Here is a 24887-nt window from a genome sequence, read left to right on the forward strand (position 1 = left end):
GTGGTCATCTGCGGAAATGCTCCATCTCAAAAGTGACTGGACAGACCGACGACTGATTCGACGGCAAGCTCAAACTGAAGGGTATGACGGCGTTTTCCACAGAGAGTTCGTGGTATGAAAGGGCCATGACACCGCGAACGGCGCGGCTTTGGTCAGCTAATGCCTTGATTTTCATGCCGAGGGAGAAGACTCCCTCAGTATGATTTTCTGTCGGTTTACTTGGTTCCGGAATGCCCGAAACCACCCGCGCCGCGTTCGGTTTCGACGAACTCTTCAACCATTTCGAAATGCGCCTGCACCACCGGTACCAGTACCAATTGCGCCAGACGCTCGCCGATGGTCATGGTGAAGTCAGTCTGGCCACGGTTCCAGCAAGACACCATCAGCGGGCCTTGGTAATCGGAGTCGATCAAGCCGACCAGATTGCCCAGCACGATGCCGTGCTTATGGCCCAGGCCCGAGCGCGGCAGGATCAGCGCCGCCAGATTCGGGTCGCCGATGTACACCGACAGACCGGTAGGGATCAGTACGGTTTCACCCGGTTTGATCACGGTGTCCTGTTGCAGCATGGCGCGCAGGTCGAGGCCGGCGGAACCCGGAGTGGCGTATTGCGGCAGCGGGAATTCGGTACCGATGCGTGGGTCGAGGATCTTGGCTTGCAAAGCGTGCATGTAAATTAAACCTGGTTCAGACGTTCGGCGATAAAAGTGACGAGCTGGCGAGCAATCTTGCTCTTGCTGGTCTGGGCGAAAACCGTGGCGTGGAGCGCACGGTCGATGACGCTACAGGCGTTTTCTTCGCTGTTGAAACCGATGCTCGGGTTGGCGACGTCGTTGGCGACGATCAAATCGAGATTCTTGTCCTTGAGCTTGCGTGCAGCGTAGTCGAGCAGGTGTTCAGTCTCGGCGGCAAAACCGACACTGAACGGACGGTCGGGACGGGTCGCGATGGTGGCCAGGATGTCCGGGTTACGCACCATTTGCAGGACGAAGCCGTCACCGCTCGTAGGGTCTTTCTTGAGTTTTTGTGGGGCGATGACTTCTGGACGGTAGTCCGCGACCGCAGCCGAGGAAATGAACACGTCGCACGGGATCGCGGCTTCGCAGGCGGCGAGCATGTCGCGGGCGCTGACCACGTCGATGCGCGTGACCCGATCCGGCGTCGGCAAGTGCACCGGGCCACTGATCAGCGTGACGCGGGCGCCAGCTTCAGCCGCAGCTTCGGCCAAGGCAAAGCCCATTTTCCCGGAGCTGTGGTTAGTGATGTAACGCACCGGGTCGATGTTTTCCTGAGTCGGGCCGGCCGTAATCACCACGTGTTTGCCGGTCAGTGCCTGACGCTGGAAGCAGTCCGCCGCGCATTGGGCGAGATCTGTAGCTTCCATCATGCGGCCCATGCCGACGTCGCCGCAGGCCTGGCTGCCGGAGGCCGGGCCGAAGGTCTTCAGGCCACGGCTTTCGAGCAGTTGCAGGTTGGCTTGCGTCGCCGGATCGCGCCACATAGCCTGATTCATCGCTGGAGCCACAGCCACGATGGCGTCGGTGGCCAGCACCAGCGTGGTCAAAAGATCGTTGGCAATGCCTTGGGCCAGACGCGCGAGCAGGTCGGCGGTAGCCGGGGCGATCAGCACCAGATCCGCCCATTTCGCCAGCTCGATGTGGCCCATCGCCGCTTCGGCGGCCGGGTCGAGCAGATCGAGGTGCACCGGATGGCCGGACAGCGCTTGCATGGTCAGCGGGGTGATGAACTCGCTGCCACCACGGGTCATGACCACGCGCACTTCGGCGCCCTGGTCGATCAGGCGGCGAACCAGGTCGGCGCTCTTGTAGGCAGCAATGCCACCGCCGACGCCCAGAACGATGCGTTTCCGATACAGCCGCTGCATAGGTCTGCCTTTGATTTCGTGGGTGACATACGTGGCGAAACCCCCTCCCCAGAGTGAATTCGCCCGCAAAAAAGATGGGCTACGATATCACAGCGACCGCTACGGAACAGCGGCGCCCACAGACAAGGAATGTGTATGAGTATTCGCGATTGGCCGGCGGCGGAAAGGCCGCGGGAAAGGTTGTTGGAACATGGGGCGGCAAGTCTTTCGGATGCTGAACTGCTGGCGATTTTCCTGCGCACTGGTGTGCCGGGGCAAAGTGCAGTGGATCTGGCGCGGCATCTGTTGAATCAGTTTGGCAGCCTGCGTTTGCTGCTTGAGGCTGATCAGGAAGCGTTCAGCAAACAATTGGGTCTTGGTCCCGCGAAATTTGCACAGCTGCAGGCTGCGCAAGAAATGAGCCGGCGGCATCTGGCCGAGCACTCACGCAGAAAACCGGCGCTGGAGAATCCGCAGGCGGTCAGGGACTATCTGAAAGCCATGCTGCGCCACGAGCCGCACGAGGTGTTCGGCTGTCTGTTTCTGGATTCCAAACATCAAGTGCTGACCTTCGAGGCGCTGTTTCGCGGCTCGATCGACAACACCAGCGTGCATCCCCGGGAAGTGGTGAAGCGTTCGCTGGCGAACAACGCGGCGGCGGTGATCCTCTGTCACAACCATCCGTCGGGGAACAGCGATCCCAGTCAGGCGGACAAGCTGCTGACCAAGCGCTTGCAGAAGGCTCTGGAGTTGATCGACGTGCGCGTGCTCGATCACTTCATCGTCGGGGATGGTGAGCCGTTGTCGATGGCGGAGTGTGGCTGGATGTAAATCTCAAGGAACTATAAAACCCTGTGGGAGCTGGCTTGCCAGCGATGATGGCGGCAAATTCAGCACAATTGTCGCCTGGAGCTCCGCTATCGCTGGCAAGCCAGCTCCCACAGGTTTTGTTGTGTAGCGGCTATTTGAGACTGACCTTGGAATAGTCCTGCCGCCCAAACGGGCTCACCGAGTAACCCTGCACGTCCTTGCGCGTCAGCGCAGACGCCGTCGGGTGCGCCAGCGGCAGCCACAGTGCCTGTTGCTGAATCTGCGCCTGTGCCTGCTCGTAGAGCTTGGTGCGCACGCCTTGTTCGCTGGTGGTCTTGCCGGCACTGATCAGCTTGTCCAGATCGGCGTTGCAGTAGCGCGCGAAGTTGGTGCCGGACTTGACCGCAGCGCAGGAAAACTGCGGCGTGAGGAAGTTGTCCGGATCGCCGTTGTCGCCGGCCCAGCCCATGAACAGCAAGTCATGCTCGCCAGCCTTGGCGCGGCGGATCAACTCGCCCCATTCGATCACGCGAATCTCCGCCTGAATGCCGATTTCTGCCAGATCCGACTGCAACATCTGCGCGCCGAGGCTCGGATTCGGGTTCAGCAGGCTGCCTGACGGACGGGTCCAGATGGTGGTCTGGAAACCGTCCTTCAAGCCCGCCTTGGTCATCAGCGCCTTGGCTTTCTGCACGTCGTGGGCATAACCGGGCAGGCCTTTGGCGTAGCTCCAGGTGTTCGGCGGGTAAGGGCCGTTGGCGGCTTCGGCGGTGTCTTCGAATACGGCTTTGAGGTAGTTGGCCTTGTCGAAGGCGAGGTTGATCGCCTGACGCACTTCCGGCTTGTCCAGTGGCGGGTGCTGGCTGTTGATGCCGACGAAAGCGGTCATGAACGCGTCAGTTTTTTCGACTTTCAGCGTCGGTTCTTTCAGCGCTGCCTGCACGTCCAATGGCTTGGGCGACAGCGCGATCTGGCACTCGTTACGCTTGAGCTTTTGCAGGCGCACGTTGGCGTCCGGAGTGATGGCGAAAATCAGCGGGTCGACCGAAGGCTTGCCGCGGAAATAATCGGGGTTGGCCTTGTAGCGAACTGCAGCGTCTTTCTGGAACCGTGTGAAGACGAACGGGCCGGTGCCGATCGGCTGGCTGTTGAGCTTGTCGGTCGCGCCGGCCTTCAACAGTTTGTCGGCGTATTCGGCGGAGTAGATCGAGGCGAAACCCATGCTCAGGGTCGCGAGGAAGGTCGAGTCCGGGTGGTCGAGGGTGAAGCGCACGGTCAGCGGATCGAGTGCGTCGATCTTCTTGATCAACGCGGGCAACTGCATCGATTGCGCATGCGGGAATCCGCTCTGCGCAACTTTGTGCCACGGGTTGGCCGGGTCGAGCATGCGGTCGAAGCTGAACTTGACGTCTTCGGCGCTCAGTTCGCGGCTCGGCTTGAAGTAGTCGGTGCTGTGAAATTTCACCTGCGGGTGCAGCTTGAACACGTAGGTCAGGCCGTCAGTGCTGACTTCCCAACTGTCAGCGAGGCTCGGGACGACCTTGCCACTGGCGGTGTCGAAATCCACGAGGCGGTTCATCAGCACGTCGGCCGAGGCGTTGGTGGTGGTCAGCGAGTTGTACTGCACCACATCGAACCCTTCAGGGCTGGCCTCGGTGCAGACGCTCAGGGCGGCAGCCTGGGCCAGTGGGCTGAGCAACAACGGGGCAAGCAGCAGGGGTAGGGCAGCGAGGCGCATGGTGGGAATCCTTTACAGAACGAAGGCCCATCTGCAAGTGCAGTCTGGAAAAGTCCTACCCTAGTGGTCGCGATTGCAAATGACTATCCCCTTTTTGCTTTTTTGGGGTCGGGTGACTGGCGTTCTGGTGCGGGCTGCGTAGTGAAAATTCTGAAATCGGCGCTCTTGCGAATTTTCTTCGACGAATGGTAAAAGCTGCCGATAGCCTTTGTCTGAGGCGCCTGCGGCCAGAAAGATCAGCTTTTTAGCGGTTCATTGCACACGGAAAGTTGTTGCTCTGCGGTCTTTCTGGTATAAAGCAGCGCTCTTTTCTAGGGGCCCGGTTCCTTCGCTTGTAAGTGAAGCCGGTAAGACCTCTGAAGAAACGCGGCGCCTGGCGCCAAATGACTGAGAGATTAAGCGGCCAACCCATGCCGGGTTGGGCATGTGGTTTTAGAGGGCTGAGGCATGTCGAGAGTATGTCAAGTTACCGGTAAGGGTCCGGTGACTGGGAATAACATTTCCCACGCAAACAACAAAACCCGTCGTCGTTTCCTGCCGAACCTGCAGCATCACCGCTTCTGGGTTGAAGAAGAGAAACGTTTTGTGCGTCTGCGCGTATCTGCTAAAGGCATGCGTATCATCGACAAGCGTGGCATCACTGTCGTGCTCGCCGAACTTCGCCGCGATGGCAAGATTTAAGGGAGCTAATCATGCGTGAATTGATTCGTTTGATCTCGAGCGCCGGTACTGGTCACTTCTACACTACCGACAAGAACAAGCGTACTACCCCGGACAAAATCGAGATCAAGAAATATGATCCGGTTGTTCGCAAGCACGTGATGTACAAGGAAGGCAAAATCAAGTAATTGATTTTTCCGGACTTACGAAAAAGGCCCGTATCTCACGATACGGGCCTTTTTTGTGGCCTGTTGAGCCGGAATCGGTCACCTGCTCAGCAGCGGCAGGTCAGTGGATCAGCCGCACTGGACGTGGCTGTAGACGTTTCCTTTCGCGCTGAACACACGGAGGCGATCGCTGCGGTATTCCTGGGTATAAATCTCCCCGGTTTTTTCATGGCGTACGGTTGCTGCCCCCGACATCTCGCGTAGCTCTTCCAGAAGCTGTGGGGTAACTGCGGTCTCTACGAGGGGGTTGTATGCGAAGTTGCCATCGCACTGGCTTGGTCGAGCTGCATTGTCGGAGGCCGAGGCTTCGACGGCTGCGAAGCTGATTGCCAGCAGGGCGGTCAGGGCTGCGCCCTTTAGAGAATTCATTCTGGTCATGTTATTTCCTTGTTTGATGGTTAAAGCGCCTCGTTTCCTTGAGGCGTGATGAAACGGTACCGAACGGCCTGTTGCCGAGTGCGGTACATATGGATGACTTGTGGGATTGGCAATCAACCGCAGATCAGTTCGATGATCTCGTCGCGTGCGTTGACCAGTACCCGGATGCGATCCGGTTTGGGCAAGAGATTGAACATATCCTCCGGCCGCTCCAGTCGATGCTTTTGCACCCCCGCAGCGTCGCGAATGGCGCTCAGGGTTTCAGGGGTGGCGACTTGGCCGACAGCAAATTGCGCGGCGTTGATGTTGCAGAAATCAGGCATGGTGCCTCCTTGCGTTCTATTCGGATTGAGGCGCTCGCCGGTCAATGCTGCCGAAACGTCCGTGTCGGTAGGAATTTTTCCGGTGTATGAGCGCCGTCGCGAAGTTTCACTCAGAAGCACCGCACACGTCTTACTCAGGTCGTCACTGGCTGTGTCAGATCAGGCCTTCTGTTCGAAGATCACATAAACCTTGCGGCACGCCTCAAGCACTTCCCAAGTGCCACGAAACCCTGCGGGAATCACAAATCGGTCGCCAACACGCAAGGTCTTGGCATTGCCATCGCTGTCACGCAGCACCGAAACGCCCTGAAGGATTTCGCAGTATTCGTGCTCGGTGTAGTTCACCAGCCATTGGCCGATGGCGCCTTCCCACACGCCGGCGCCCATCTGCCCGCACGGGCTGTCGTATTGATTGAACACGGCTTGCTCGGGATCGCCCTTGAGCACTTTGGCCGGGTCCGGGCGATAGCGTTCGGCCTGGTCCATGGTCAGGCTGATGTCGACGACGTTCTGGATGTTCATTGTTGTTATCCCCCCGTAAATACGGCGCGATTGGCTGGAAAGGGCCAAAGTCTATGTTGATTAAAATCAACACTGCAAGGTCATATGGCGACTTTATGTCAAATATATTGAAACAACCCCGGCCGCTGGTTTAGGGTGGCGGATGCCTCTGGCCGAAAGAACGGCTGGCCGGGCAGAATTTTTGAGGACGCTGGCGAAGATCGCGCGGCGCTCGTATTCAACAAGCGGAGGACACTCGAAATGACCACCCTGACTCGTGCCGATTGGGAACAACGCGCCCGCGACCTGAAAATCGAAGGCCGCGCTTATCTCAATGGCGAGTACACCGATGCCGTCTCCGGCGAGACCTTCGAGTGCATCAGCCCGGTCGATGGCCGTCTGCTGGGCAAGATTGCCAGCTGTGACGCCGCCGATGCCCAGCGCGCCGTGGAAAATGCTCGCGCCACGTTCAATTCCGGTGCCTGGTCGCGTCTGGCGCCTGCCAAACGCAAAGCCACCATGATCCGCTTCGCCGGCCTGCTCAAGCAGCACGCCGAAGAACTGGCCCTGCTCGAAACTCTCGACATGGGCAAGCCGATCAGCGATTCGCTGCACATCGATATTCCAGGTGCGGCGCAAGCGCTGAGCTGGAGCGGTGAAGCGATCGACAAGATCTACGACGAAGTCGCCGCCACTCCGCACGATCAGTTGGGTCTGGTGACCCGCGAGCCGGTTGGCGTAGTCGCTGCCATCGTGCCGTGGAACTTCCCGCTGATGATGGCCTGCTGGAAACTCGGCCCGGCGCTGTCGACCGGTAACTCGGTGATCCTCAAGCCGTCGGAAAAATCGCCGCTGACTGCTATCCGTATTGCAGCGCTGGCGGTCGAAGCCGGGATTCCAAAGGGCGTGCTCAACGTGCTGCCGGGCTACGGCCACACCGTCGGCAAAGCCTTGGCTTTGCACAATGACGTCGACACGCTGGTGTTCACCGGTTCGACCAAGATCGCCAAGCAGCTGATGATCTATTCCGGCGAATCGAACATGAAGCGCGTGTGGCTGGAGGCCGGTGGCAAGAGCCCGAATATCGTGTTCGCCGACGCGCCGGATCTGCAAGCCGCCGCTGAATCCGCCGCCAGCGCCATCGCCTTCAACCAGGGCGAAGTGTGCACCGCCGGGTCACGTCTGCTGGTCGAGCGTTCGATCAAGGACAAATTCCTGCCGATGGTGATCGAGGCGCTGAAAACCTGGAAACCGGGCAATCCGCTGGATCCGGCGACCAACGTCGGTGCGCTGGTGGATACCCAGCAGATGAACACGGTGCTGTCGTACATCGAATCCGGCCACACCGACGGCGCCAAACTGGTGGCGGGCGGCAAGCGCATTCTTCAGGAAACTGGTGGCACGTACGTTGAGCCGACGATTTTCGACGGCGTGAGCAACGCGATGAAAATTGCTCAGGAAGAAATCTTCGGCCCGGTGTTGTCGGTCCTCACGTTCGACACCGCCGAAGAAGCGATCCAGATCGCCAACGACACGCCGTACGGTCTGGCGGCAGCGGTGTGGACTCAGGACATCTCCAAGGCGCACCTGACCGCCAAGGCACTGCGTGCCGGCAGCGTTTGGGTCAACCAGTACGATGGCGGCGACATGACGGCACCGTTCGGTGGCTTCAAGCAGTCGGGCAACGGTCGCGACAAGTCGCTGCATGCGTTCGACAAGTACACCGAACTGAAGGCTACGTGGATCAAGCTGTAAACCGCTGATGGGGGCCTGATTCAATCATGCTCCCAACGTTACAGAGATCTCCCGTGGGAGTGAGTTTTTGTGGTGAGGGGATTTATCCCCGTTCGGCTGCGAAGCAGTCGCAAAATCATTGCGCGCGATGTACCTGATACGTCGCGGTTGCAGGTTTTGGGGCCGCTACGCGGCCCAACGGGGATAAATCCCCTCGCCATGAGGGCTCGCTCCCACATTGGTTTTGTGTTGCAGATAAGAATATCCACAGGAGCGTGGGCCATGCGTTGGGCGACGTATTTCGCCGTGTTGGCGTCTGTCTTGAGTGTCGGCCTGGCGCTTGGTGTCAGTATGCCGCTGGTGTCGTTGCGTCTGGAGAGCTGGGGTTATGGTTCGTTCGCGATTGGCGTGATGGCGGCGATGCCGGCAATTGGCGTGTTGCTTGGGGCGAAGATCTCCAGTCATCTGGCGGCGCGTTTCGGTACGGCCAATCTGATGCGCTTGTGCTTGTGGGCCGGCGCGTTGTCGATCGGTCTGCTGGCGCTGTTGCCGAGCTATCCGGTCTGGCTGCTGCTGCGGCTGATGATCGGGGTGATCCTGACCATCGTGTTCATCCTCGGCGAGAGCTGGATCAATCAACTGGTGGTCGAGCATTGGCGCGGGCGGCTGGTGGCGCTGTATGGCAGCAGTTATGCGCTGAGCCAACTGTCCGGCCCGTTGCTGTTGGGCGCGTTGGGCACAGATCACGATTACGGTTTCTGGGTCGGCGTCATTCTGCTGATCGCTTCGCCGCTTCTGCTGTTGGGCCGTAGCGGGGCGCCGAGCAGCGAGGCCAGCAGTGTCACATTCAGCGATTTGTGGCGCTTCAGTCGTGAGCTGCCGGCGATTGCCTGGGCGGTGTCGCTGTTCGCCGCGTTTGAGGCGATGATCTTGACGCTGCTGCCGGTGTATTGCCTGCGCCAGGGCTTCACCGCAGAGATCGCATTGGCGATGGTCAGCACGGTGGTGGTCGGTGATGCGCTGCTGCAATTGCCGATTGGTGCGCTGGCGGATCGGCTGTCGCGGCGCACCTTGTTCACCGGCTGCGCAGTGATCTTGATGCTGTCGAGTCTGGCGATTCCGCTGCTGATCGATACCTTGCTGATCTGGCCGCTGTGGGTACTGTTTGGTGCCAGCGCGGGTGGTTTGTTTACCTTGTCGCTGATTCTGATCGGCGAGCGTTATCGCGACGATGCGCTGGTGCGGGCCAATGCGCACATTGCCCAGTTATGGGGTGTCGGTTGTCTGGTCGGGCCGCTGGCGGCGGGGGCGGGTAGTCAGTGGATCAGCGGGCATGCGCTGCCGTTGTTGATGGCGGCGGGGGCATTCGGGCTGGTGATTCTGCTGATGCGCCAAGGCGCGTTCGGCACAGTGGCTGAGCCTGCCTGAGATCTTTGTGGCGAGGGAGCTTGCTCCCGCTTGAGTGCGCAGCGCTCACAGAATTATGGGGCCGCTGCGCAGCCCGGCGGGAGCAAGCTCCCTCGCCATAAAAGCGCTTTACTACAGCATCCGCTCAAGTCCGACGTGGGTGCTGAACCACGCATTGAAGCGTCGCCACCAACTCCCAGGCTCCTTGGTCAGTGTGTGCAGTTTGCCGTCGTCCTCGGTGACCCAGACGATGTTGCCGTCCTGCAATTTCGCTTCATAGCTGAGTGCCGGCGCCATGCCCTGCATCGCCAGTTCACGCACATGCGCCGCCAGTTCCGGGCTGTCCACCAGCACCCCGACTTCGGTATTCCACAGCACCGAGCGCGGGTCGAAATTGAATGAGCCGATGAACGATTTCTGCCTGTCGAAGATCATCGCCTTGCTGTGCAAACTGGAATCAGAGCCGCGAAACGACTTGCTGTAAAACACATGCGGCCCGCTGCCGCTGCCGCCGCCGTCGCCGGGCTGGCGGCGCAGTTCGTAGAGTTTTACCCCGTGCTCCAGCAGTGCCTTGCGATAAGGCGCGTAACCGCCGTGTACTGCCGGCACGTCGGTGGCTTCGAGCGCGTTGGTCAGCAGCTTCACCGAGACCCCGGCATCGGCACGCCCAGTCAAGTACACCAGCCCCGGCTGGCCCGGCACGAAGTAGGCGGAAATCATGATCAGCTCTTTGCTCACGCCGCGCAGTTCCGGCGCCAGTTGCGTGGTCAACAGCAACTGCGCATCCGGCTCGCCTTTTGACAGCACCTTGCTCGGCGCATCCCACAGCGCCTGATTCCAGGCCCAGATCAGCTCACGGCGCCAGACATCCATGCGCGGATCGGTGCGGTACTTCATCAACTGCTGATACAGCGCGTGATTCTGTTTACGGGTTTCTTCGAGGGATTCTTCCAGCCGGGTGCGGGTGTTTTGCAGATCCCTGACCGACGGTTTGCTGGAGAGGAATTGTTCGATCGGCTTGCTCAGTGCGCTGTTCCAGTACTGATCGAAGCTGTGGCCGAGCTGTTCCGCCACTGGCCCGACGCTGAGCATGTCGATGTCGGTGAAATTCAGGTTTGGCTCGGCATCGAAGTACTCGTCACCCAGATTGCGTCCGCCGACGATGGCCACGCTGTTGTCCGCCAACCAGAGTTTGTTGTGCATGCGCCGGTGTTGCAGCGACAGGTTGAACAGCCGCCCGGCCGCGCGGGTGACACCGGTGCTGCGCCCAAGATGCAGCGGGTTGAACAGGCGAATCTGGATCTGTGGATGCGCGGCCAGCGTGGCAATGATCTGCTCGAGACCGTCGCTGGTGGTGTCATCCAGCAGGATGCGAACGCGCACGCCACGGTCGGCGGCTTTCAACAATTCTTCAACGAGCATCCGCGTACTGACGCCGTCATGCACGATGTAGTACTGCAAATCGAGGCTGCTTTGCGCGTTACGGATCAGTTCGGCGCGGGCGGTGAACGCTTCGGTGCTGTTCGACAGCAGGCGAAAGCCTGACTGACCCTTGTACGGCGCAGCCTGAGCCTGAATCGAACGGCCGAACGCCGAGCCGTCCGCCGGCAGCGCCTGGCTCGGCTGGCGAGGTGCGCTCAGCGAGGCGCATCCGCCAAGCAGCAGGACGAGCAGCAGTGCAAACGGTAGGGAGTGTCTGGAGCTCAAGTCGGATCATTCCGCGTGTGGCCGAGGCCGGAAGTATGGCACGGCGTTGCTGGCGTGCTACCCAACTCACTGATCAGTCAATCCGACCCGCGCGGTAGAGCGGCGTGTAGCTTATGACTGTCGGCGGGGCGAGAGTTCTTAAACAAATTGAAGAATTTTCCGGCTCACATCAGCTACGCCATGCAGCGATTTTTCCAGCGTCGATCAAGAACCTGCCTTACATCACATCCACGAAGCAATTGGAATAATGGCCGCGCTGATTCCGAGGCAGGACTTTTCCTGTTTTTCAGCAGAAGACGCGCAGCTGGCCGTCATCTTTCGGTTCTTATGGAGTGAGAAATTTCATGCGCAAAACCTTTCGTGCAATTGCTGTGGCAACCGCCCTGTCACCGGTACTGGTCATGGCCGACGGTGCAGATCTGAGCATCACCGGCACTATCATCCCGACCTCGTGTACCCCGGGCTTTACCGGCGGCAACACGGTGCATCTGGGCGATATTTCTGCCGCATCGCTGAACCGCGACCGCCAGACCGAACTGGCCAACCACAATGTCACCTTGAGCGTCAGTTGCTCGGCGTCCGCGCCGATGGCGATCAAGGTGCATGACAATCAGTCGCATACCCAACTGCCGGGCATCGTCGTCGACGGTACTGACTGGGCCCTGTACATCTACGGGATCGGCGAGGTCGGCGGGACCAAGATCGGCGGTTATGGCCTGCGATTCGGTACGCCGACGGTCGATGGGCAAACTTCAATCGTGATGTACAAGCAAGGCACCGATACCAATTGGGACGTGCCGGCGCCTGCCACGCTGGTGGGTAAAAACTATGAAGGCAATCTGCGTTATTCGTGGGGTCGCAGCGTGTCTGCCGGGCCGCTTGCCGGGGTGGTGCACATCTTTCCCATGACGCTGGTGCCGGTCATTGGCCCGGCATCGAATCTGCCGATCACCTCTGCGATTGCCCTCAACGGTTCGGCGACCTTCGAGCTGCTTTACCTCTGACGGGGCGCGCGTCGACGTTTTGCGTCGGCTGCGCCAGACACTCTTTGCGGTGACGTCGACAGGCTGCGGCTGCGTGCGCGGCCTGTCATTTCCAATCAACACATCTGGCTGGCCCGTGGCCCGGCATCAATGCCGGCTGCGCGCTCGCCTGTGGACAACGACATGAACACCTTTGTGCGCAACGCCATCACCAGTGTGCTGCTGGTTGCCTTATGGGTGCCAGGCCCGATCCAGGCGGCCGGAATGGTTCCTGAAACACCGGTCGTGGTACTGGATGAAGCGGTCGGTGAGGCCGGGATCAATGTGTTCAACAGCGAAGCGCATCCAGCGCTGTTGCACACGTCTATCGAAGACGTGCCACAGGACACCGAGCCACTGTTGTTGCTGACGCCACCGGTTACCCGGGTCGAGCCCGGTGCCACCCAGCGTGTGCGTTTTATTTTGCGCAGTGCCGAGCCGTTGAAAACCGAGCGCCTGAAACGGGTCGTGTTCGAGGGTATTGCGCCGCAGGATTCATCGGGCAAGGCGCAGGTGAATTTCAGTGTGCGCCAGAACATCCCGGCGATCCTGCGCCCGGCCAATCTGCCGGTCGACCGTGAGCCATGGAAGCATCTGCTCTGGTCGCGCCAGGGCGCCGAGGTGCAGGTGCGCAATCCCAGCCCGTATGTCGTACGGCTGGGCCACGCGGTGAACGTGCTGCCGGGGCGGCAGGAGATGGATCTGGGGCGCACTTACGTGTTGCCCGGCGAAACACTGACATTGAGTGGGGCGGTCACGCCGGGCCAGGAAATGACGCAGGTGCGGCTGTTTCCAGTGACCACTTACGGTTTCGCCATTGAGCACTACGATGCACCGTTGGTGATGGACTGATGAACCGGCGCTGCCACTGCACCACTTGGCTGCTGCTCGCGCTCGGCGGTGGGTGGACGCCGAGTCATGCCGCTTCGAGCGAAACGCGCGCCCCCCTGCTGATGGTGCAGTTCAATCAGGACGTGCTCAAGTCGCGCGGGCTGGATCCGCGTGTGGCCGACTATTTCAGCCGGGCGTCGCGCTTTCGCGAGGGCGAACAAGCAGTAACACTATCGGTCAACGGCGCACCCAAAGGGCGCTTGCAGGTGACCTTCGATGCCGAGGGTGAATTGTGTTTTGCGCCCTCTTTGCTGGAGCGTGGCGGCATCAGAAATCCGCAGCCTGTTGCGCCCGTCCCCGGACCTGCATGCGAGCTGTTCGCTCAACGCTTCCCGGATGCCGTGGTGCAAGCCGATCCGTCGCGCGAACACGTCGAACTGCTGGTGCCGACCGATGTATTGCTGCCTGATAGCCCGGCGCGGCGCAACTTCGTCAATGGCGGCACGGCGGGACTGTTCAATTACGACGCGTTGATGCTCGGCAGCCGCTATGCCGGGCAATCCTCGCAGTACCGCAGCCTCAACGCCGAAGTCGGCCTGAATGCGGCGGACTGGGCTTTTCGCAGTCGTCAGGCGTACAGCGAGTCCGGCGGGCAGGGCCGGGTCGAGCATCTGTACGCCTACGCATCGCATACCTTCGAGCGCTATCAGGCCAATCTGCAATTGGGCCAGTTGAATATGCTTTCGCCGCTGTTTGCCGGCGAGGCCTTCAACGGTTTTCAGGTGCAGCCGGAACTGGCACTGATGGAGTTCGGCGAGGACAGCGCCGGTGCCCGGGTTGAGGGCATCGCCTATTCCGCAGCGCGGATCGAGGTGACGCAGAATGGTGCGCTGATCTACACCACCGTAGTGCCCAGCGGCCCGTTCACGCTGGTGGGTTTGCCGCTGCTGAGTCAAAACGTCGATCTGGAAGTCACGGTGCACGAAGAGGACGGCCAGCAGCGGCGGTTCATTGTGCCGGCTACGCAGCTGCGCGGGGCGCTGCCGGGCCGGGCGGCAGGCTATGGATTGGCCGCCGGGCAGGTGCGGCGTTATGCCGGGGACGAGCGGGATGCGCCGTCGTTTGTCGCGGCCAGCAAGGATTGGCAACTTGGCCCGCGCTGGCAGACCACCGGCGGAGCGATGCTTGGCAGCGGCTATCAGTCGTTGGGCTGGGCGATGCAAGGGGCGGTCGGTGATCGCCTGATACTGGGTGGCCGCCAAGTGATTTCCCGGGCGCAGGACCAGGCACTGTCCGGTACGCAGTTGCAATGGACCGTCAACGGTCTGCTCACCGAAGGACTGTCAGCCAGTCTCGCGCTGACTCAACAGACTCAGGATTTTCGTACGCTGTCGGACACCACTTGGGATGCGCGCAACGACCAGCCGTTCCAGCGCGTGCGCAATCAACTGTCGGCGAATCTCAGTAGCAGCAGTCCGACCCTTGGCAGTTTATCCGGCAGCTATTCACGGTTCTCGATGTTTGACGGGACGGCCTCTTCACGCGTCGCGCTGGCCTGGTCGCAGAGCATCCGGCGGGCCAATGTGTCGCTGACTGTGGAACGCGATGTTGGAGGTGATGCGGATGATGCGCGCGGCACGGCGGCGTATCTGAGCGTCAGTCTGCCGTTGGGGCCGCGCCAGTCATTGCGCGGCTATGTGCGCAATGATCAGGTCAGCGGCACGCGCAGCGGTCTGCGCTTCAACGAGCAACTCAGCGATACCCTGGCCTACAGCGTCGGCGCCGAGCGCCCGGATCACGGCACCCTCGACTACAACGGGCGGCTCAACCTGCTGCCGCGTTACAGCCAGCTCGACATGGGCTATTCGCGCAGCGGCGCCGGCGATCAGACCTATGACGTCGGCTTGCGCGGCGGGGCGCTGGTGCATGCTGACGGCGTGACCCTCTCACCTTATCCGCTGCGCGATACCTTTGCCTTGCTCAAGGCCGGCGACAGCGCCGGGATCAAGCTCAACACCCCGCGCGGCCCGGTCTGGACCGACTACGCAGGCCATGCAGTGGCAGCGAGCCTGCCGGCCTACAGCAAGGGCCGGGTGGAACTCGACACCGCCAGCCTTGGACGCAACGTCGATGTGCACAACGCTTATCAAGAAGTCGAGGCCGGACGCAACGCGGTGTCACGTCTGGCGTTCGAGATAGTGACGACGCGGCGCCTGCTGTTGCAGGCGCGCACGGTGGATGAGGTGTTTTTGGGCAAGGGGTTCGGTGTGTTCGACGGTCAAGGGGAATACGTCACCAGCGTGCTGGCGGCCGGGCGGATTTTTCTGCCTGACGTTCAGCCGGGTCTCGAATTGCATGTCCTGCTACCGGAGGGACAACGCTGTCGTCTCGAGTTCTCCATGAGCGAGGAGCGTGATCTCGACGCACTGTATGAAACCGCGCAGGCCATCTGCCGGACTGTCTGAACAAGGAAAACAGCATGCACAGATTGAAAGCAGCGGCTCTGGGCGGGATATTGCTATGCCTGCCGATGTTCATGGAGCAGGCGCAGGCGAACCCCGATTGCACCATCAGACTCGGCCCTGCCACCATCGATTTTGGCTCGACCACCCGCGGGCAGTTGCTGGCGCAGTCGACTTCGGCGAATGTATTGAGCTTTGGTTTGCGTCGGGCGCAGGTCACTGTTCAGTGTGAACGGCCCGGCCCGTTGCGCATGGAACTGGTCGGGCCGGCGGCCGATGCCGCGCAATATCGCTTCGGCGCCGGTACGCTGCGGGTGCGTGTGCTGGCGCTGCGCATGGACGGCAAGCCGGTGCAGTGGCTGAGCGAGGGAGAAGGGCTGGATAGCGACGTTTTGCGTCCGGGTTCGCGGCTGACACCTGCGCTCGCCGGAACAGCAATCGAAGGCCAAAGTCTGGAAGTCGAGCTGGAGCTGGAGGCGCGTATCCCGACAGTGGCCAGCCGAGTCAGTGACCTGACCCGTTTCGAGGCTGACCTGGGGTTTCGCCTGCGCTGAGCCGGGTCAGCTGTGACTGTCAGCCAGCAGTCTGATCGCCGCTGCGCCTACCTTGCGCACCGCGTCTTCAATCTGCGGTGTCGGCTTGGCCGCGTAGTTCATGCGCAGGCAATTGCGGTACTTGCCCGAGGCGGAAAAAATGCTGCCGACGGCAATCTGTACGCCTTGATCGTGCAACGCCCGATTCAGTTTCAGCGTATCGAAACCTTCCGGCAGTTCGACCCACAGCATGAAGCTGCCTTGCGGACGGCTGGCGCGCGTCCCAGCCGGGAAATAGCGCGTCACCCAGTCAATCATCGCGTCACGATTGCGCTGGTATTGCATGCGCATCCGCCGCAGATGTGGCTCGAAGTGTCCGGCCTTGAGAAATTCGGCGATAGCGATCTGTGGCTGCGGCGCGGTGGAACCGGTGCTGATGTATTTCATGTGCAGCACTCGTTCCAGATACCGCCCCGGTGCGACCCAACCGATGCGCAGCCCCGGCGCCAGGGTTTTGGAAAATGAACTGCACAGCAACACCCGACCGTCTTCGTCGAAAGATTTGATCGTGCGCGGACGCGGGTAGGTGTAGGCCAGTTCGCCATACACATCGTCTTCGATGATCGCCACGTCAAACTTCTGCGCGAGGTTGAGCAGCGCGCGTTTGCGCGCCTCGGGCATGATGTAGCCGAGGGGGTTGTTGCAGTTGGGCGTGAGCTGGATAACCTTGATCGGCCATTGCTCCAGCGCCAGTTCCAGTGCTTCGAGGCTGATGCCGGTGAGCGGGTCGGTGGGGATCTCCAGCGCTTTCATGCCCAAGCCCTTGAGGGTCTGCATGGCGCCGTGAAAGCTCGGCGAATCCACCGCCACAATGTCGCCCGGCTCGCAGATCGCGTGGATGCTGGTGGACAGTGCTTCATGGCAACCGGTGGTCACCACCAGATCGCTGGCGCTCAACTGACAGCCGGAATCGAGCATCAGCCGCGCGATCTGTTCGCGCAGTTCGAGGGTGCCATGGATGTTGTCGTAATACAGGCCGGGCATGTCCTGCCGGCGGCTGATTCGGGCGAGACCACGCAACAGCGGCTTCATGGTGGGTGAACTGATGTCGGGCATGCCGCGACCGAGTTGCACAACGTCTTTGCGCGGCACGGCGCGAATCAGTTCAAGCACCTGATCCCACTGCGAAATCTCCACCGGCCGCTGCGCCGGACGCCCGACCGCGGGCAGCTCAGGCAGCTCGCGACCGACCGGCACGAAGTAGCCGGACTTGGGTTTCGGCGTCGCCAGTCCGCTGTCTTCGAGCATGCGATAAGCCTGCTGCACCGTGCTCAGACTGACTCCATGTTCTACGCTCAAGGCGCGCACCGATGGCAAGCGATCGCCAGGGCGGTAGAAACCTTGTTCGATGCGCGTGCCGAGTAATCCGGCGAGGTTCACATAAAGAGTCATGACACTGCCTCGATGCAGATGATTCGTTAAACCAGTACAGATGCAGCAAAAATCGACAATTCAGCGGCAGAACCAGCAAATCTGTATGGAGTTAATACAGTTGTGTTGAATCTGTAATGCTTTTGCCGACCCGCGCATCATGGAATCTCTGGCTACCCAAGTAAACAGGAGCGACAAAAATGAACGGTTTGAGCGATGTGCGGCTGACGTTACACAGTCAGGAACTGGTGGCAGGGCAGGAGGACAGTGCATGGAATACAGCCCTGCGCAACGCGCCGTCCGGCCTGAGTCGCTGGGGACTGTTCTGGCATCGTCTGCACACGCGCAAGGCGTTATTGAGTCTGACGGCGGATCAGCTCGAGGATATCGGGCTGACGCGGGAGCAGGCGCAGGAGGAGGGCTTGAAGCCGTTCTGGCGGATCTGAGGTCTGTATTGCTTACATGGGCCTCATCGCTGGCAAGCCAGCTCCCACAGGTTTCATGGTGAACACAAATGTTGTGAGCATCCGAGATCACTGTGGGAGCTGGCTTGCCAGCGATAGCGATTTCAAGGGCGCCGAAAAACTATCAGACCAACTCTTTCAGGCGATGCCACAACATCCCCAGCGCCAGCAACGGCGAGCGCAGATGTTTGCCGCCGGGGAAGGTGATGTGCGGCACTTTGGCGAACAGATCGAACCCGCCGCTGTGCTGCCCGCTGATCGCCTCGGCGAGCAACTTGCCGGCCAGGTGCGTGGCATTCACTCCATGGCCTGAATAGGCTTGTGCGTAATACACATTCGGCTGATCCGCGAGCCGACCAATCTGCGGCAACCGATTGGCGCCGATGCCGATCATCCCGCCCCACTGAAAATCGATCTTCACCCCGGCCAGTTGCGGGAACACTTCGAGCATTTTCGGCTGCATGTACGCGCCGATGTCCTGCGGATCGCGCCCCGAATAATGGCAGGCGCCACCGAACAGCAAACGCCGATCCGCCGAGAGCCGGTAGTAATCCAGCGCGACCCGTTGATCGCACACCGCCATGTTCTGCGGCAGCAGTTCGTGGGCCTGTTGTTCGCTCAGCGGTTCGGTGGCGATGATGTAGCTGCCGGCGGGCAGCACTTTGCCGCTGAGTTGCGGATTGAGGTTGTTCAAATAAGCGTTGCAGCCCAGCACCAGAGTCTTCGCGCGCACCGAGCCCTGCGCTGTGTGCACCCGCACTTCAGGGCCGTAATCGATGCGCGTGACAGCCGACTGTTCGAACAGCTTCACGCCCAGATGCTGCGCGGCGGCGGCTTCGCCCAGTGCCAGGTTGAGCGGATGCAAATGCCCCGAACCCATGTCGATCAAACCGCCGATGTAGCGTTTGGAGCCGACTACGGTGTGCATTTCATCGGCTTGCAGCAGGCGGGTTTCGTGGCGGTAGCCGAGGCTGCGCAGTTCTTCGGCGTCCTCGGCAAAACCTTCCAGGTCACGCGGTTTGTTGGCGAGGTCGCAATAGCCCCAAGTCAGGTCGCAGGGAATCTGAAATTGCTCGACGCGCTGGCGGACGATTTCCACGGCTTCCAGGCCCATGAGTTTCATCTCGCGCACGCCGTCGGCACCGATCACGTTGGCGAACTGATCGAGGCCGTGGCCGACCCCGCGAATCAACTGCCCGCCATTGCGCCCGCTGGCGCCCCAGCCGATCTTGTGCGCTTCGAGCAGCACCACGCTCAAGCCGCGTTCAGCCAGTTCCAGCGCAGTGTTCAACCCGGAAAAGCCGCCGCCGACCACGCACACGTCCGCGATCAGCTCGCCTTGCAGCACCGGATGATCAGGCTGCGGCAGGCTGCTGGCGGCGTAATAAGAGGCAACGTGCGGTTGGCTCGCGGTGCTGTGGGCGCGGGCAGTCATGGGCGTCATCCTGAGGCGGGGGGTGTCGAGAAAATTTGACGGAGCATAAGCCGCAGGCCCGAAGGTGGGCAACACTGGTCGGGCGTTGCTGTCTGGATCGGGGGTTTTGCGGCACAATTGCCGCCTATTTCACGTTGGTTACCGCGTCGATGAGCTGCAACAGCGAGACAATCCGCACCCTGCGTCAGCAAATTCCTTCGTTCGACTGCGTGCCGGGCTGCCACGACTGCTGCGGGCCGGTTACCACGTCGCCGGAAGAAATGGCGCGTTTGCCGCGCAAGACCCGCGCCGAGCAGGATGCGGCGATGGAAGAATTGAACTGTGTGCATCTGGGGCCGAATGGCTGCACGGTGTATGGCGAGCGGCCGCTGATCTGCCGGTTGTTCGGCACCACCAAAACCCTGCCGTGCCCGAATGGGCGCGGGCCGGTGGAGTTGATTCATCCGCGTGTCGAGAAGCAGATTTTCGAGTACATGGCGGAGAATCGGCAGGTTTTGGTTTAGCGGATTTTGCTTTGGGCCGAGTCGACGCCATCGCTGGCAAGCCAGCTCCCACAGGATCGTGGTGGACACATATTTTTGTGACCGCCAGCAATCACTGTGGGAGCTGCGGTGCGACGATTCGACTTGCCAGCGATAGGGCCGGGTCAGGCCCAGCAAATCTCAATCCGGGATCGGCAGACATAGGCTTTCTTTGACTTCTTCCATCACGATGTAGCTCTTGGATTCGCGCACATGCGGCAGCTTGAGCAGGATGTCGCCGAGCAGTTTGCGGTACGAGGCCATCTCGGAAATCCGCGCCTTCACCAGATAGTCGAAATCCCCTGACACCAGATGGCATTCCAGCACGTGCGGGAGTTTCAGCACCGCGCGTCGGAACTCTTCGAAAGTGTCGCCGGATTTGTAGTCGAGGCTGATCTCGACAAACACCAACAGACTACCCTTCAAGTGCTGCGGATTCAGCCGGGCGTTGTAGCCCATGATGATCCCCTCGCGCTCCAGCCGCCGCACGCGCTCGGTGCAAGGTGTGGTGGAGAGGCCGACCTTTTCACCCAGTTCGGTAAAGGAAATCCGCCCGTCGGCCTGCAAGATGCGCAAGATGTTGCGATCGATCTTGTCCAGCTCACGTTTGGTCTGAGTGTTGGTACGCATAGGGGATGCGCCTCCGTGAAAAGGGTTTTTGCCGAGAATTGTCGCCAAATATAGGCGCTTATACAGTGAAAAGCACTGGCCATTCTTTTTTACACTGCGCGCATCATTGCTCTGACTACAGAGCCAACAGACATGCGCGGCACGCCGCGATGAGGGATACAAAAATGCGCGTTATGGTCTTGGGTAGCGGCGTCATCGGTACCGCCAGTGCTTACTATCTGGCCCGTGCCGGATTTGAAGTGGTGGTGGTCGACCGCCAGCCTGCCGCGGCCATGGAGACCAGTTTCGCCAACGCCGGCCAGGTCTCGCCGGGTTATGCCTCGCCGTGGGCCGCGCCGGGCGTACCGCTCAAGGCCATCAAGTGGCTGCTGCAACGTCACGCGCCGCTGGCGATCAAGGCCACCGCCGACATCGACCAATACCTGTGGATGGCGCAGATGCTGCGCAATTGCACCGCCAATCGTTACGCAGTGAACAAAGAGCGCATGGTGCGTCTGTCCGAGTACAGCCGCGACTGCCTCGACGAGTTGCGCGCTGAAACCGGCATCGCCTACGAAGGCCGCAGCCTCGGCACCACGCAATTGTTCCGCACGCAGGCGCAGTTGGATGGCGCGGCCAAAGACATCGCCGTACTCAAAGAGTCTGGCGTACCGTTTGAAGTCCTCGACCGCGCCGGCATTGCCCGGGTCGAGCCGGCGCTGGCAGGCGTTACCGATATCCTCGCTGGCGCCCTGCGTCTGCCGAACGATCAGACCGGCGACTGCCAGATCTTCACCACACGACTCGCCGAAATGGCAGTCAATCTCGGTGTCGAATTCCGCTTCGGTCAGGACATCCAGCGCCTCGACTTCGCCGGTGATCGCATCAACGGTGTGTGGATCGACGGCAAGCTGGAAACCGCCGACCGCTACGTGTTGGCGCTCGGCAGCTACTCGCCGCAACTGCTCAAGCCGCTGGGCATCAAGGCCCCGGTTTATCCATTGAAGGGTTACTCGCTGACGGTGCCGATCACCAACCCGGCGATGGCCCCGACGTCGACCATCCTCGACGAGACCTACAAGGTCGCGATCACCCGTTTCGACAACCGCATCCGCGTTGGCGGCATGGCCGAGATCGCCGGTTTTGACCTGTCGCTGAATCCGCGCCGCCGCGAAACCCTGGAGATGATCGTCAACGACCTTTATCCTCAGGGCGGCAATCTGGCCGAAGCGAGCTTCTGGACCGGCCTGCGTCCGACCACGCCGGACGGTACGCCGATCGTCGGCGCGACCCCGTTCAGCAATCTGTTCCTCAACACCGGTCACGGCACCCTCGGCTGGACCATGGCCTGCGGTTCCGGCCGATTGCTGGCAGACCTGATGGCGAAGAAAACGCCGCAGATCAGCGCCGCCGGCCTCGATATTTCTCGTTACGGCAATAAACCTCAGGAGTCCGCAAAACATGGCAATCCAGCGCCAGCTCACCAATGAGCGCATGAGTCAGATCGTCAGCCACAACGCTACGGTGTATCTGTCCGGGCAGGTCGGCGATGACTTCGACGCCGGAATTGAACAGCAGACTCGCGAAGTACTGGCCAATATCGAGCGCTTGCTCGATCTGGCCGGCACCGACAAACAGCACTTGCTGTCGGCGACCATCTACCTCAACGACATCGCGGCGCATTTCGCGGGGATGAACTCGGTGTGGGATCAGTGGCTGCCCAAAGGCGCCGCCCCGGCCCGCGCTACCGTCGAAGCGAAGATGGCCAAGCCGAGCATCCTGGTTGAGATCTCGATTGTCGCTGCGTTGCCGTAACCCGCTGTAAAGATCCCTCTCCCGGTGCTGTTGGCGGTTCACGTCGTCAGCCAGCGCCGGTTTTTATTCCCATGACCGCCTAGAAGTCTGCCGCCATGCGTCCTGCTCGTGCCCTGATCGACCTTCAAGCCCTGCGTCACAACTACCAGATCGCCCGTGAACTCACCAAGGCCAAGGCCCTCGCGGTGATCAAGGCGGATGCCTACGGCCATGGCGCGGTGCGTTGCGCCCAGGCGCTGGAAGGCGAGGCCGATGGTTTTGCAGTGGCGTGCATCGAAGAAGCGCTGGAGCTGCGAGCCGCCGGGATTCGCGCACCTATCCTGCTGCTTGAAGGCTTTTTCGAAGCCGATGAGCTGGCGCTGATCGTCGAGCATGATTTCTGGTGCGTGGTGCATTCGCTGTGGCAGCTCGAAGCGATCGAACAAGCCGCACTTAGCAAGCCGATTACCGTGTGGCTGAAACTTGATTCGGGCATGCACCGCGTTGGCCTGCATCCGAAAGATTATCCGGCGGCTTATCAGCGTCTGCTGGCCAGCGGCAAGGTTTCGAAAATTGTCTTGATGAGCCACTTTGCCCGCGCTGATGAACTGCACCAGCAGAGCAGCGCCGATCAGGTCGCAGTGTTCGAGGCCGCGCGCCAGGGTTTGGCTGCCGAAGTCAGTCTGCGCAACTCGCCGGCCGTATTGGGCTGGCCGCAGATCCACAGCGACTGGGTGCGTCCGGGCATCATGCTCTACGGCGCCACACCGTTCGAAGAAGCCCACACCGTGGCCGGGCGTCTGCTGCCGGTAATGACCCTCGAATCGAAAGTCATCAGCGTGCGCGAACTGCCGGCGGGCGAGCCGATCGGCTACGGCGCACATTTCATCACCGACAAGCCGATGCGCATTGGCGTGGTGGCTATGGGGTATGCCGACGGATATCCGCGTCAGGCACCGACCGGCACCCCGGTGCTGGTGGCGGGCAAACGCAGCCGATTGCTCGGTCGTGTGTCGATGGACATGCTCTGCATCGACCTCACCGATGTGCCGGAAGCGGACCTCGGTTCAACGGTCGAGTTATGGGGCAAGAATATCCTCGCCAGTGAAGTGGCGAAGTGTGCGGGCACCATTCCGTATCAGATCTTCTGTAACCTGCGCCGGGTGCCAAGGCTCTATTCCGAGGGTTGACGCCCAAGCGGGGGTCAAGTGTTGTAAATACTGAACGCTGTCGCCATGATAACGCTCAATACTTCTACAACATCTGGAGGCTCCCACATTGGACGTCGGTGAACGACTGCAATCGATTCGCAAGCTCAAAGGGCTTTCCCAGCGTGAACTCGCCAAACGCGCGGGCGTCACCAACAGCACCATTTCGATGATCGAAAAGAACAGCGTCAGCCCTTCGATCAGTTCGCTGAGGAAAGTTCTGGGCGGGATTCCCATGTCCATGGTCGAGTTCTTTTCCGAAGAAATCCTGCAGGAAATCCCGACCCAGATCGTCTACAAGGCCAATGAGCTGATCGACATCTCGGACGGCGCCGTGACCATGAAACTGGTCGGCCGCGCGCACCCGAGCCGCGCCATCGCGTTCCTCAATGAAATCTACCCGCCGGGCGCCGACACCGGCGAAGAAATGCTCACCCACGAAGGCGAGGAAACCGGGATTCTGGTCGAAGGCCGACTGGAACTGGTGGTGGGCCTTGAAACTTTTATCCTCGAAGCCGGCGACAGCTACTACTTTGAAAGTACCAAGCCGCATCGTTTCCGCAATCCGTTCGATGCACCGGCGCGACTAATCAGCGCAGCCACGCCGGCGAATTTTTAAGCAAAGAGGCGCCAGGCCATTACGGCGAAGGCACCCGCAACGTTTTACCGATTCGCAACAAGACCCCTTTAACCATGGGGTTGTTTCAGTGTGGCGGGCTAACCGCTATACTTGCGCCCGCCTGCGAACCGTGGCCGCAGGCGTGAATAGCCACCATTGAGGGTGAACGCGTGAATCTAATTATGAAAATGCTGGCCGTACCAGCAACCGTACTGGCCCTCTGGGCTGCCAGCGCTCAAGCTGCGACGAACGACGATATTGCCAAACGCCTCGAGCCAGTCGGCCAGGTGTGTGTTCAGGGTCAGGAATGCAAGGGCATGGAAGTGGCTGTGAGTGCCGGCGGCGGTGATGCCAAGACGCCTGACTCGATCATTGCCAAACATTGCAACGCTTGCCACGGCTCCGGCCTGTTGGGTGCACCGAAAATCGGTGACACGGCCGCCTGGAAAGAACGTGCCGACAAGCAGGGCGGCCTCGACGGCATCCTCGCCAAGGCCATCACCGGCATCAACGCCATGCCGCCGAAAGGCACCTGTGCTGATTGCTCCGACGCCGATCTGAAAGGCGCGATCGAGAAGATGTCCAACCTGAAGTAAGGCGCTCTTCTGA

General features: G+C 60.6%; 26 protein-coding genes. 16 read left to right on the plus strand and 10 right to left on the minus strand.

Going from position 1 to position 24887, the window contains the following annotated elements; translation table 11 throughout:
• Positions 1-215: 215 nt before the first annotated feature.
• Positions 216-671 (minus strand): dUTP diphosphatase, encoded by a 456-nt coding sequence (gene dut / locus ACP7EE_RS04250; RefSeq protein ID WP_426206494.1) that lies wholly within the window; start codon positions 669-671, stop codon positions 216-218.
• Positions 672-676: 5 nt separating this feature from the next.
• Complete coding sequence (coaBC, locus tag ACP7EE_RS04255) at positions 677-1885, minus strand: bifunctional phosphopantothenoylcysteine decarboxylase/phosphopantothenate--cysteine ligase CoaBC (RefSeq protein WP_420649250.1); 1209 nt, start codon at positions 1883-1885, stop codon at positions 677-679.
• Positions 1886-2020: 135 nt separating this feature from the next.
• Here coaBC and radC point away from each other — a divergent pair, with 135 nt between their 5' ends.
• Entirely contained in the window at positions 2021-2695 is a 675-nt protein-coding gene (gene radC / locus ACP7EE_RS04260; RefSeq protein ID WP_426233708.1) for a RadC family protein, read from the plus strand.
• 130 nt (positions 2696-2825) lie between these two features.
• Here radC and ACP7EE_RS04265 read toward each other — a convergent pair whose 3' ends face one another.
• Positions 2826-4412: an ABC transporter substrate-binding protein gene (locus tag ACP7EE_RS04265; protein WP_426206492.1), complete on the minus strand. Its 1587-nt coding sequence runs from the start codon at positions 4410-4412 to the stop codon at positions 2826-2828.
• A 447-nt stretch (positions 4413-4859) separates the two neighbouring features.
• Here ACP7EE_RS04265 and rpmB point away from each other — a divergent pair, with 447 nt between their 5' ends.
• Together rpmB and rpmG are read left to right on the plus strand one after the other, a co-directional pair.
• Positions 4860-5093 (plus strand): 50S ribosomal protein L28, encoded by a 234-nt coding sequence (gene rpmB / locus ACP7EE_RS04270; RefSeq protein ID WP_007920377.1) that lies wholly within the window; start codon positions 4860-4862, stop codon positions 5091-5093.
• A gap of 11 nt (positions 5094-5104) precedes the next feature.
• Complete coding sequence (gene rpmG, locus ACP7EE_RS04275; RefSeq protein ID WP_016772554.1) at positions 5105-5260, plus strand: 50S ribosomal protein L33; 156 nt, start codon at positions 5105-5107, stop codon at positions 5258-5260.
• A 108-nt stretch (positions 5261-5368) separates the two neighbouring features.
• Here the strand turns inward: rpmG and ACP7EE_RS04280 are convergent, their stop codons facing one another.
• The 3 genes from ACP7EE_RS04280 to ACP7EE_RS04290 all read right to left on the minus strand — a co-directional run bounded on the left by ACP7EE_RS04280 (position 5369) and on the right by ACP7EE_RS04290 (position 6522).
• Positions 5369-5677 (minus strand): hypothetical protein, encoded by a 309-nt coding sequence (locus tag ACP7EE_RS04280; protein ID WP_420649247.1) that lies wholly within the window; start codon positions 5675-5677, stop codon positions 5369-5371.
• 113 nt (positions 5678-5790) lie between these two features.
• Positions 5791-6000: an I78 family peptidase inhibitor gene (locus ACP7EE_RS04285; RefSeq protein ID WP_420649246.1), complete on the minus strand. Its 210-nt coding sequence runs from the start codon at positions 5998-6000 to the stop codon at positions 5791-5793.
• A 159-nt stretch (positions 6001-6159) separates the two neighbouring features.
• A complete protein-coding gene (locus tag ACP7EE_RS04290) occupies positions 6160-6522 on the minus strand; it encodes a cupin domain-containing protein (protein ID WP_426233710.1) in 363 nt (120 codons plus the stop codon).
• A 240-nt stretch (positions 6523-6762) separates the two neighbouring features.
• Between ACP7EE_RS04290 and ACP7EE_RS04295 the strand changes: the two genes are divergently transcribed.
• Positions 6763-8256 (plus strand): aldehyde dehydrogenase, encoded by a 1494-nt coding sequence (locus tag ACP7EE_RS04295; protein ID WP_426233712.1) that lies wholly within the window; start codon positions 6763-6765, stop codon positions 8254-8256.
• Between the two features lie 261 nt (positions 8257-8517).
• Complete coding sequence (locus tag ACP7EE_RS04300; RefSeq protein ID WP_426206490.1) at positions 8518-9663, plus strand: MFS transporter; 1146 nt, start codon at positions 8518-8520, stop codon at positions 9661-9663.
• 111 nt (positions 9664-9774) lie between these two features.
• On the opposite strand, the gene ACP7EE_RS04305 is transcribed toward ACP7EE_RS04300, so the two are convergent.
• Positions 9775-11349 carry a phospholipase D family protein gene (locus ACP7EE_RS04305; protein ID WP_426233714.1) on the minus strand — a complete coding sequence of 525 codons (1575 nt, stop codon included), beginning with the start codon at positions 11347-11349 and terminating at the stop codon, positions 9775-9777.
• A gap of 344 nt (positions 11350-11693) precedes the next feature.
• Between ACP7EE_RS04305 and ACP7EE_RS04310 the strand changes: the two genes are divergently transcribed.
• The 4 genes from ACP7EE_RS04310 to ACP7EE_RS04325 all read left to right on the plus strand — a co-directional run bounded on the left by ACP7EE_RS04310 (position 11694) and on the right by ACP7EE_RS04325 (position 16218).
• Positions 11694-12353 (plus strand): DUF1120 domain-containing protein, encoded by a 660-nt coding sequence (locus tag ACP7EE_RS04310; RefSeq protein ID WP_426233716.1) that lies wholly within the window; start codon positions 11694-11696, stop codon positions 12351-12353.
• A 162-nt stretch (positions 12354-12515) separates the two neighbouring features.
• On the plus strand, positions 12516-13223 hold the full coding sequence (locus ACP7EE_RS04315) for a fimbria/pilus chaperone family protein (protein ID WP_420649240.1): 708 nt from the start codon (positions 12516-12518) through the stop codon (positions 13221-13223).
• A complete protein-coding gene (locus ACP7EE_RS04320) occupies positions 13223-15667 on the plus strand; it encodes a fimbria/pilus outer membrane usher protein (RefSeq protein WP_426233718.1) in 2445 nt (814 codons plus the stop codon). The genes ACP7EE_RS04315 and ACP7EE_RS04320 overlap by 1 nt, the downstream gene beginning before the upstream one ends.
• A 14-nt stretch (positions 15668-15681) precedes the next feature.
• On the plus strand, positions 15682-16218 hold the full coding sequence (locus tag ACP7EE_RS04325) for a hypothetical protein (RefSeq protein ID WP_426233720.1): 537 nt from the start codon (positions 15682-15684) through the stop codon (positions 16216-16218).
• Positions 16219-16224: 6 nt separating this feature from the next.
• Here the strand turns inward: ACP7EE_RS04325 and ACP7EE_RS04330 are convergent, their stop codons facing one another.
• Complete coding sequence (locus ACP7EE_RS04330) at positions 16225-17649, minus strand: PLP-dependent aminotransferase family protein (RefSeq protein ID WP_426233722.1); 1425 nt, start codon at positions 17647-17649, stop codon at positions 16225-16227.
• Positions 17650-17828: 179 nt separating this feature from the next.
• Between ACP7EE_RS04330 and ACP7EE_RS04335 the strand changes: the two genes are divergently transcribed.
• Positions 17829-18074, plus strand: coding sequence for a DUF1127 domain-containing protein (locus ACP7EE_RS04335; RefSeq protein WP_420649236.1), 246 nt, complete (start codon positions 17829-17831; stop codon positions 18072-18074).
• A 142-nt stretch (positions 18075-18216) separates the two neighbouring features.
• On the opposite strand, the gene ACP7EE_RS04340 is transcribed toward ACP7EE_RS04335, so the two are convergent.
• Positions 18217-19527 carry an NAD(P)/FAD-dependent oxidoreductase gene (locus tag ACP7EE_RS04340; protein WP_426233724.1) on the minus strand — a complete coding sequence of 437 codons (1311 nt, stop codon included), beginning with the start codon at positions 19525-19527 and terminating at the stop codon, positions 18217-18219.
• A gap of 149 nt (positions 19528-19676) precedes the next feature.
• Here ACP7EE_RS04340 and ACP7EE_RS04345 point away from each other — a divergent pair, with 149 nt between their 5' ends.
• Positions 19677-20030, plus strand: a complete 354-nt coding sequence (locus ACP7EE_RS04345) for a YkgJ family cysteine cluster protein (protein WP_420649234.1) — start codon at positions 19677-19679, stop codon at positions 20028-20030.
• Positions 20031-20189: 159 nt separating this feature from the next.
• Here ACP7EE_RS04345 and ACP7EE_RS04350 read toward each other — a convergent pair whose 3' ends face one another.
• Complete coding sequence (locus ACP7EE_RS04350; protein WP_010465173.1) at positions 20190-20678, minus strand: Lrp/AsnC ligand binding domain-containing protein; 489 nt, start codon at positions 20676-20678, stop codon at positions 20190-20192.
• Positions 20679-20842: 164 nt separating this feature from the next.
• On the opposite strand from ACP7EE_RS04350, the gene dadA reads away from it, so the two are divergent.
• From dadA to ACP7EE_RS04375, 5 genes are all read left to right on the plus strand, one after another.
• A complete protein-coding gene (gene dadA / locus ACP7EE_RS04355) occupies positions 20843-22147 on the plus strand; it encodes a D-amino acid dehydrogenase (protein WP_420649233.1) in 1305 nt (434 codons plus the stop codon).
• Entirely contained in the window at positions 22119-22472 is a 354-nt protein-coding gene (locus ACP7EE_RS04360) for a RidA family protein (RefSeq protein WP_426206482.1), read from the plus strand. Before dadA ends, ACP7EE_RS04360 begins: the two co-directional genes overlap by 29 nt.
• 95 nt (positions 22473-22567) lie before the next feature.
• Positions 22568-23641 carry an alanine racemase gene (gene alr / locus ACP7EE_RS04365; RefSeq protein WP_426233726.1) on the plus strand — a complete coding sequence of 358 codons (1074 nt, stop codon included), beginning with the start codon at positions 22568-22570 and terminating at the stop codon, positions 23639-23641.
• 88 nt (positions 23642-23729) lie between these two features.
• On the plus strand, positions 23730-24278 hold the full coding sequence (locus tag ACP7EE_RS04370; protein ID WP_226500797.1) for a cupin domain-containing protein: 549 nt from the start codon (positions 23730-23732) through the stop codon (positions 24276-24278).
• 182 nt (positions 24279-24460) lie between these two features.
• Positions 24461-24874 (plus strand): c-type cytochrome, encoded by a 414-nt coding sequence (locus ACP7EE_RS04375; protein WP_426206530.1) that lies wholly within the window; start codon positions 24461-24463, stop codon positions 24872-24874.
• The last annotated feature ends 13 nt before the right edge of the window (positions 24875-24887 follow it).

The sequence above is a fragment of the Pseudomonas sp. TWP3-2 genome, from assembly GCF_049897765.1.
In the GTDB taxonomy this organism is placed as follows: domain Bacteria; phylum Pseudomonadota; class Gammaproteobacteria; order Pseudomonadales; family Pseudomonadaceae; genus Aquipseudomonas.

Coding starts and splice junctions, on each gene's coding strand:
- dut (WP_426206494.1), bottom strand. CDS start 671: ATGCACGCTTTGCAAGCCAAGATCCTCGACCCACGCATCGGTACCGAA.
- coaBC (WP_420649250.1), bottom strand. CDS start 1,885: ATGCAGCGGCTGTATCGGAAACGCATCGTTCTGGGCGTCGGCGGTGGC.
- radC (WP_426233708.1), top strand. CDS start 2,021: ATGAGTATTCGCGATTGGCCGGCGGCGGAAAGGCCGCGGGAAAGGTTG.
- ACP7EE_RS04265 (WP_426206492.1), bottom strand. CDS start 4,412: ATGCGCCTCGCTGCCCTACCCCTGCTGCTTGCCCCGTTGTTGCTCAGC.
- rpmB (WP_007920377.1), top strand. CDS start 4,860: ATGTCGAGAGTATGTCAAGTTACCGGTAAGGGTCCGGTGACTGGGAAT.
- rpmG (WP_016772554.1), top strand. CDS start 5,105: ATGCGTGAATTGATTCGTTTGATCTCGAGCGCCGGTACTGGTCACTTC.
- ACP7EE_RS04280 (WP_420649247.1), bottom strand. CDS start 5,677: ATGACCAGAATGAATTCTCTAAAGGGCGCAGCCCTGACCGCCCTGCTG.
- ACP7EE_RS04285 (WP_420649246.1), bottom strand. CDS start 6,000: ATGCCTGATTTCTGCAACATCAACGCCGCGCAATTTGCTGTCGGCCAA.
- ACP7EE_RS04290 (WP_426233710.1), bottom strand. CDS start 6,522: ATGAACATCCAGAACGTCGTCGACATCAGCCTGACCATGGACCAGGCC.
- ACP7EE_RS04295 (WP_426233712.1), top strand. CDS start 6,763: ATGACCACCCTGACTCGTGCCGATTGGGAACAACGCGCCCGCGACCTG.
- ACP7EE_RS04300 (WP_426206490.1), top strand. CDS start 8,518: ATGCGTTGGGCGACGTATTTCGCCGTGTTGGCGTCTGTCTTGAGTGTC.
- ACP7EE_RS04310 (WP_426233716.1), top strand. CDS start 11,694: ATGCGCAAAACCTTTCGTGCAATTGCTGTGGCAACCGCCCTGTCACCG.
- ACP7EE_RS04315 (WP_420649240.1), top strand. CDS start 12,516: ATGAACACCTTTGTGCGCAACGCCATCACCAGTGTGCTGCTGGTTGCC.
- ACP7EE_RS04320 (WP_426233718.1), top strand. CDS start 13,223: ATGAACCGGCGCTGCCACTGCACCACTTGGCTGCTGCTCGCGCTCGGC.
- ACP7EE_RS04325 (WP_426233720.1), top strand. CDS start 15,682: ATGCACAGATTGAAAGCAGCGGCTCTGGGCGGGATATTGCTATGCCTG.
- ACP7EE_RS04330 (WP_426233722.1), bottom strand. CDS start 17,649: ATGACTCTTTATGTGAACCTCGCCGGATTACTCGGCACGCGCATCGAA.
- ACP7EE_RS04335 (WP_420649236.1), top strand. CDS start 17,829: ATGAACGGTTTGAGCGATGTGCGGCTGACGTTACACAGTCAGGAACTG.
- ACP7EE_RS04340 (WP_426233724.1), bottom strand. CDS start 19,527: ATGACTGCCCGCGCCCACAGCACCGCGAGCCAACCGCACGTTGCCTCT.
- ACP7EE_RS04345 (WP_420649234.1), top strand. CDS start 19,677: ATGAGCTGCAACAGCGAGACAATCCGCACCCTGCGTCAGCAAATTCCT.
- ACP7EE_RS04350 (WP_010465173.1), bottom strand. CDS start 20,678: ATGCGTACCAACACTCAGACCAAACGTGAGCTGGACAAGATCGATCGC.
- dadA (WP_420649233.1), top strand. CDS start 20,843: ATGCGCGTTATGGTCTTGGGTAGCGGCGTCATCGGTACCGCCAGTGCT.
- ACP7EE_RS04360 (WP_426206482.1), top strand. CDS start 22,119: ATGGCAATCCAGCGCCAGCTCACCAATGAGCGCATGAGTCAGATCGTC.
- alr (WP_426233726.1), top strand. CDS start 22,568: ATGCGTCCTGCTCGTGCCCTGATCGACCTTCAAGCCCTGCGTCACAAC.
- ACP7EE_RS04375 (WP_426206530.1), top strand. CDS start 24,461: ATGAAAATGCTGGCCGTACCAGCAACCGTACTGGCCCTCTGGGCTGCC.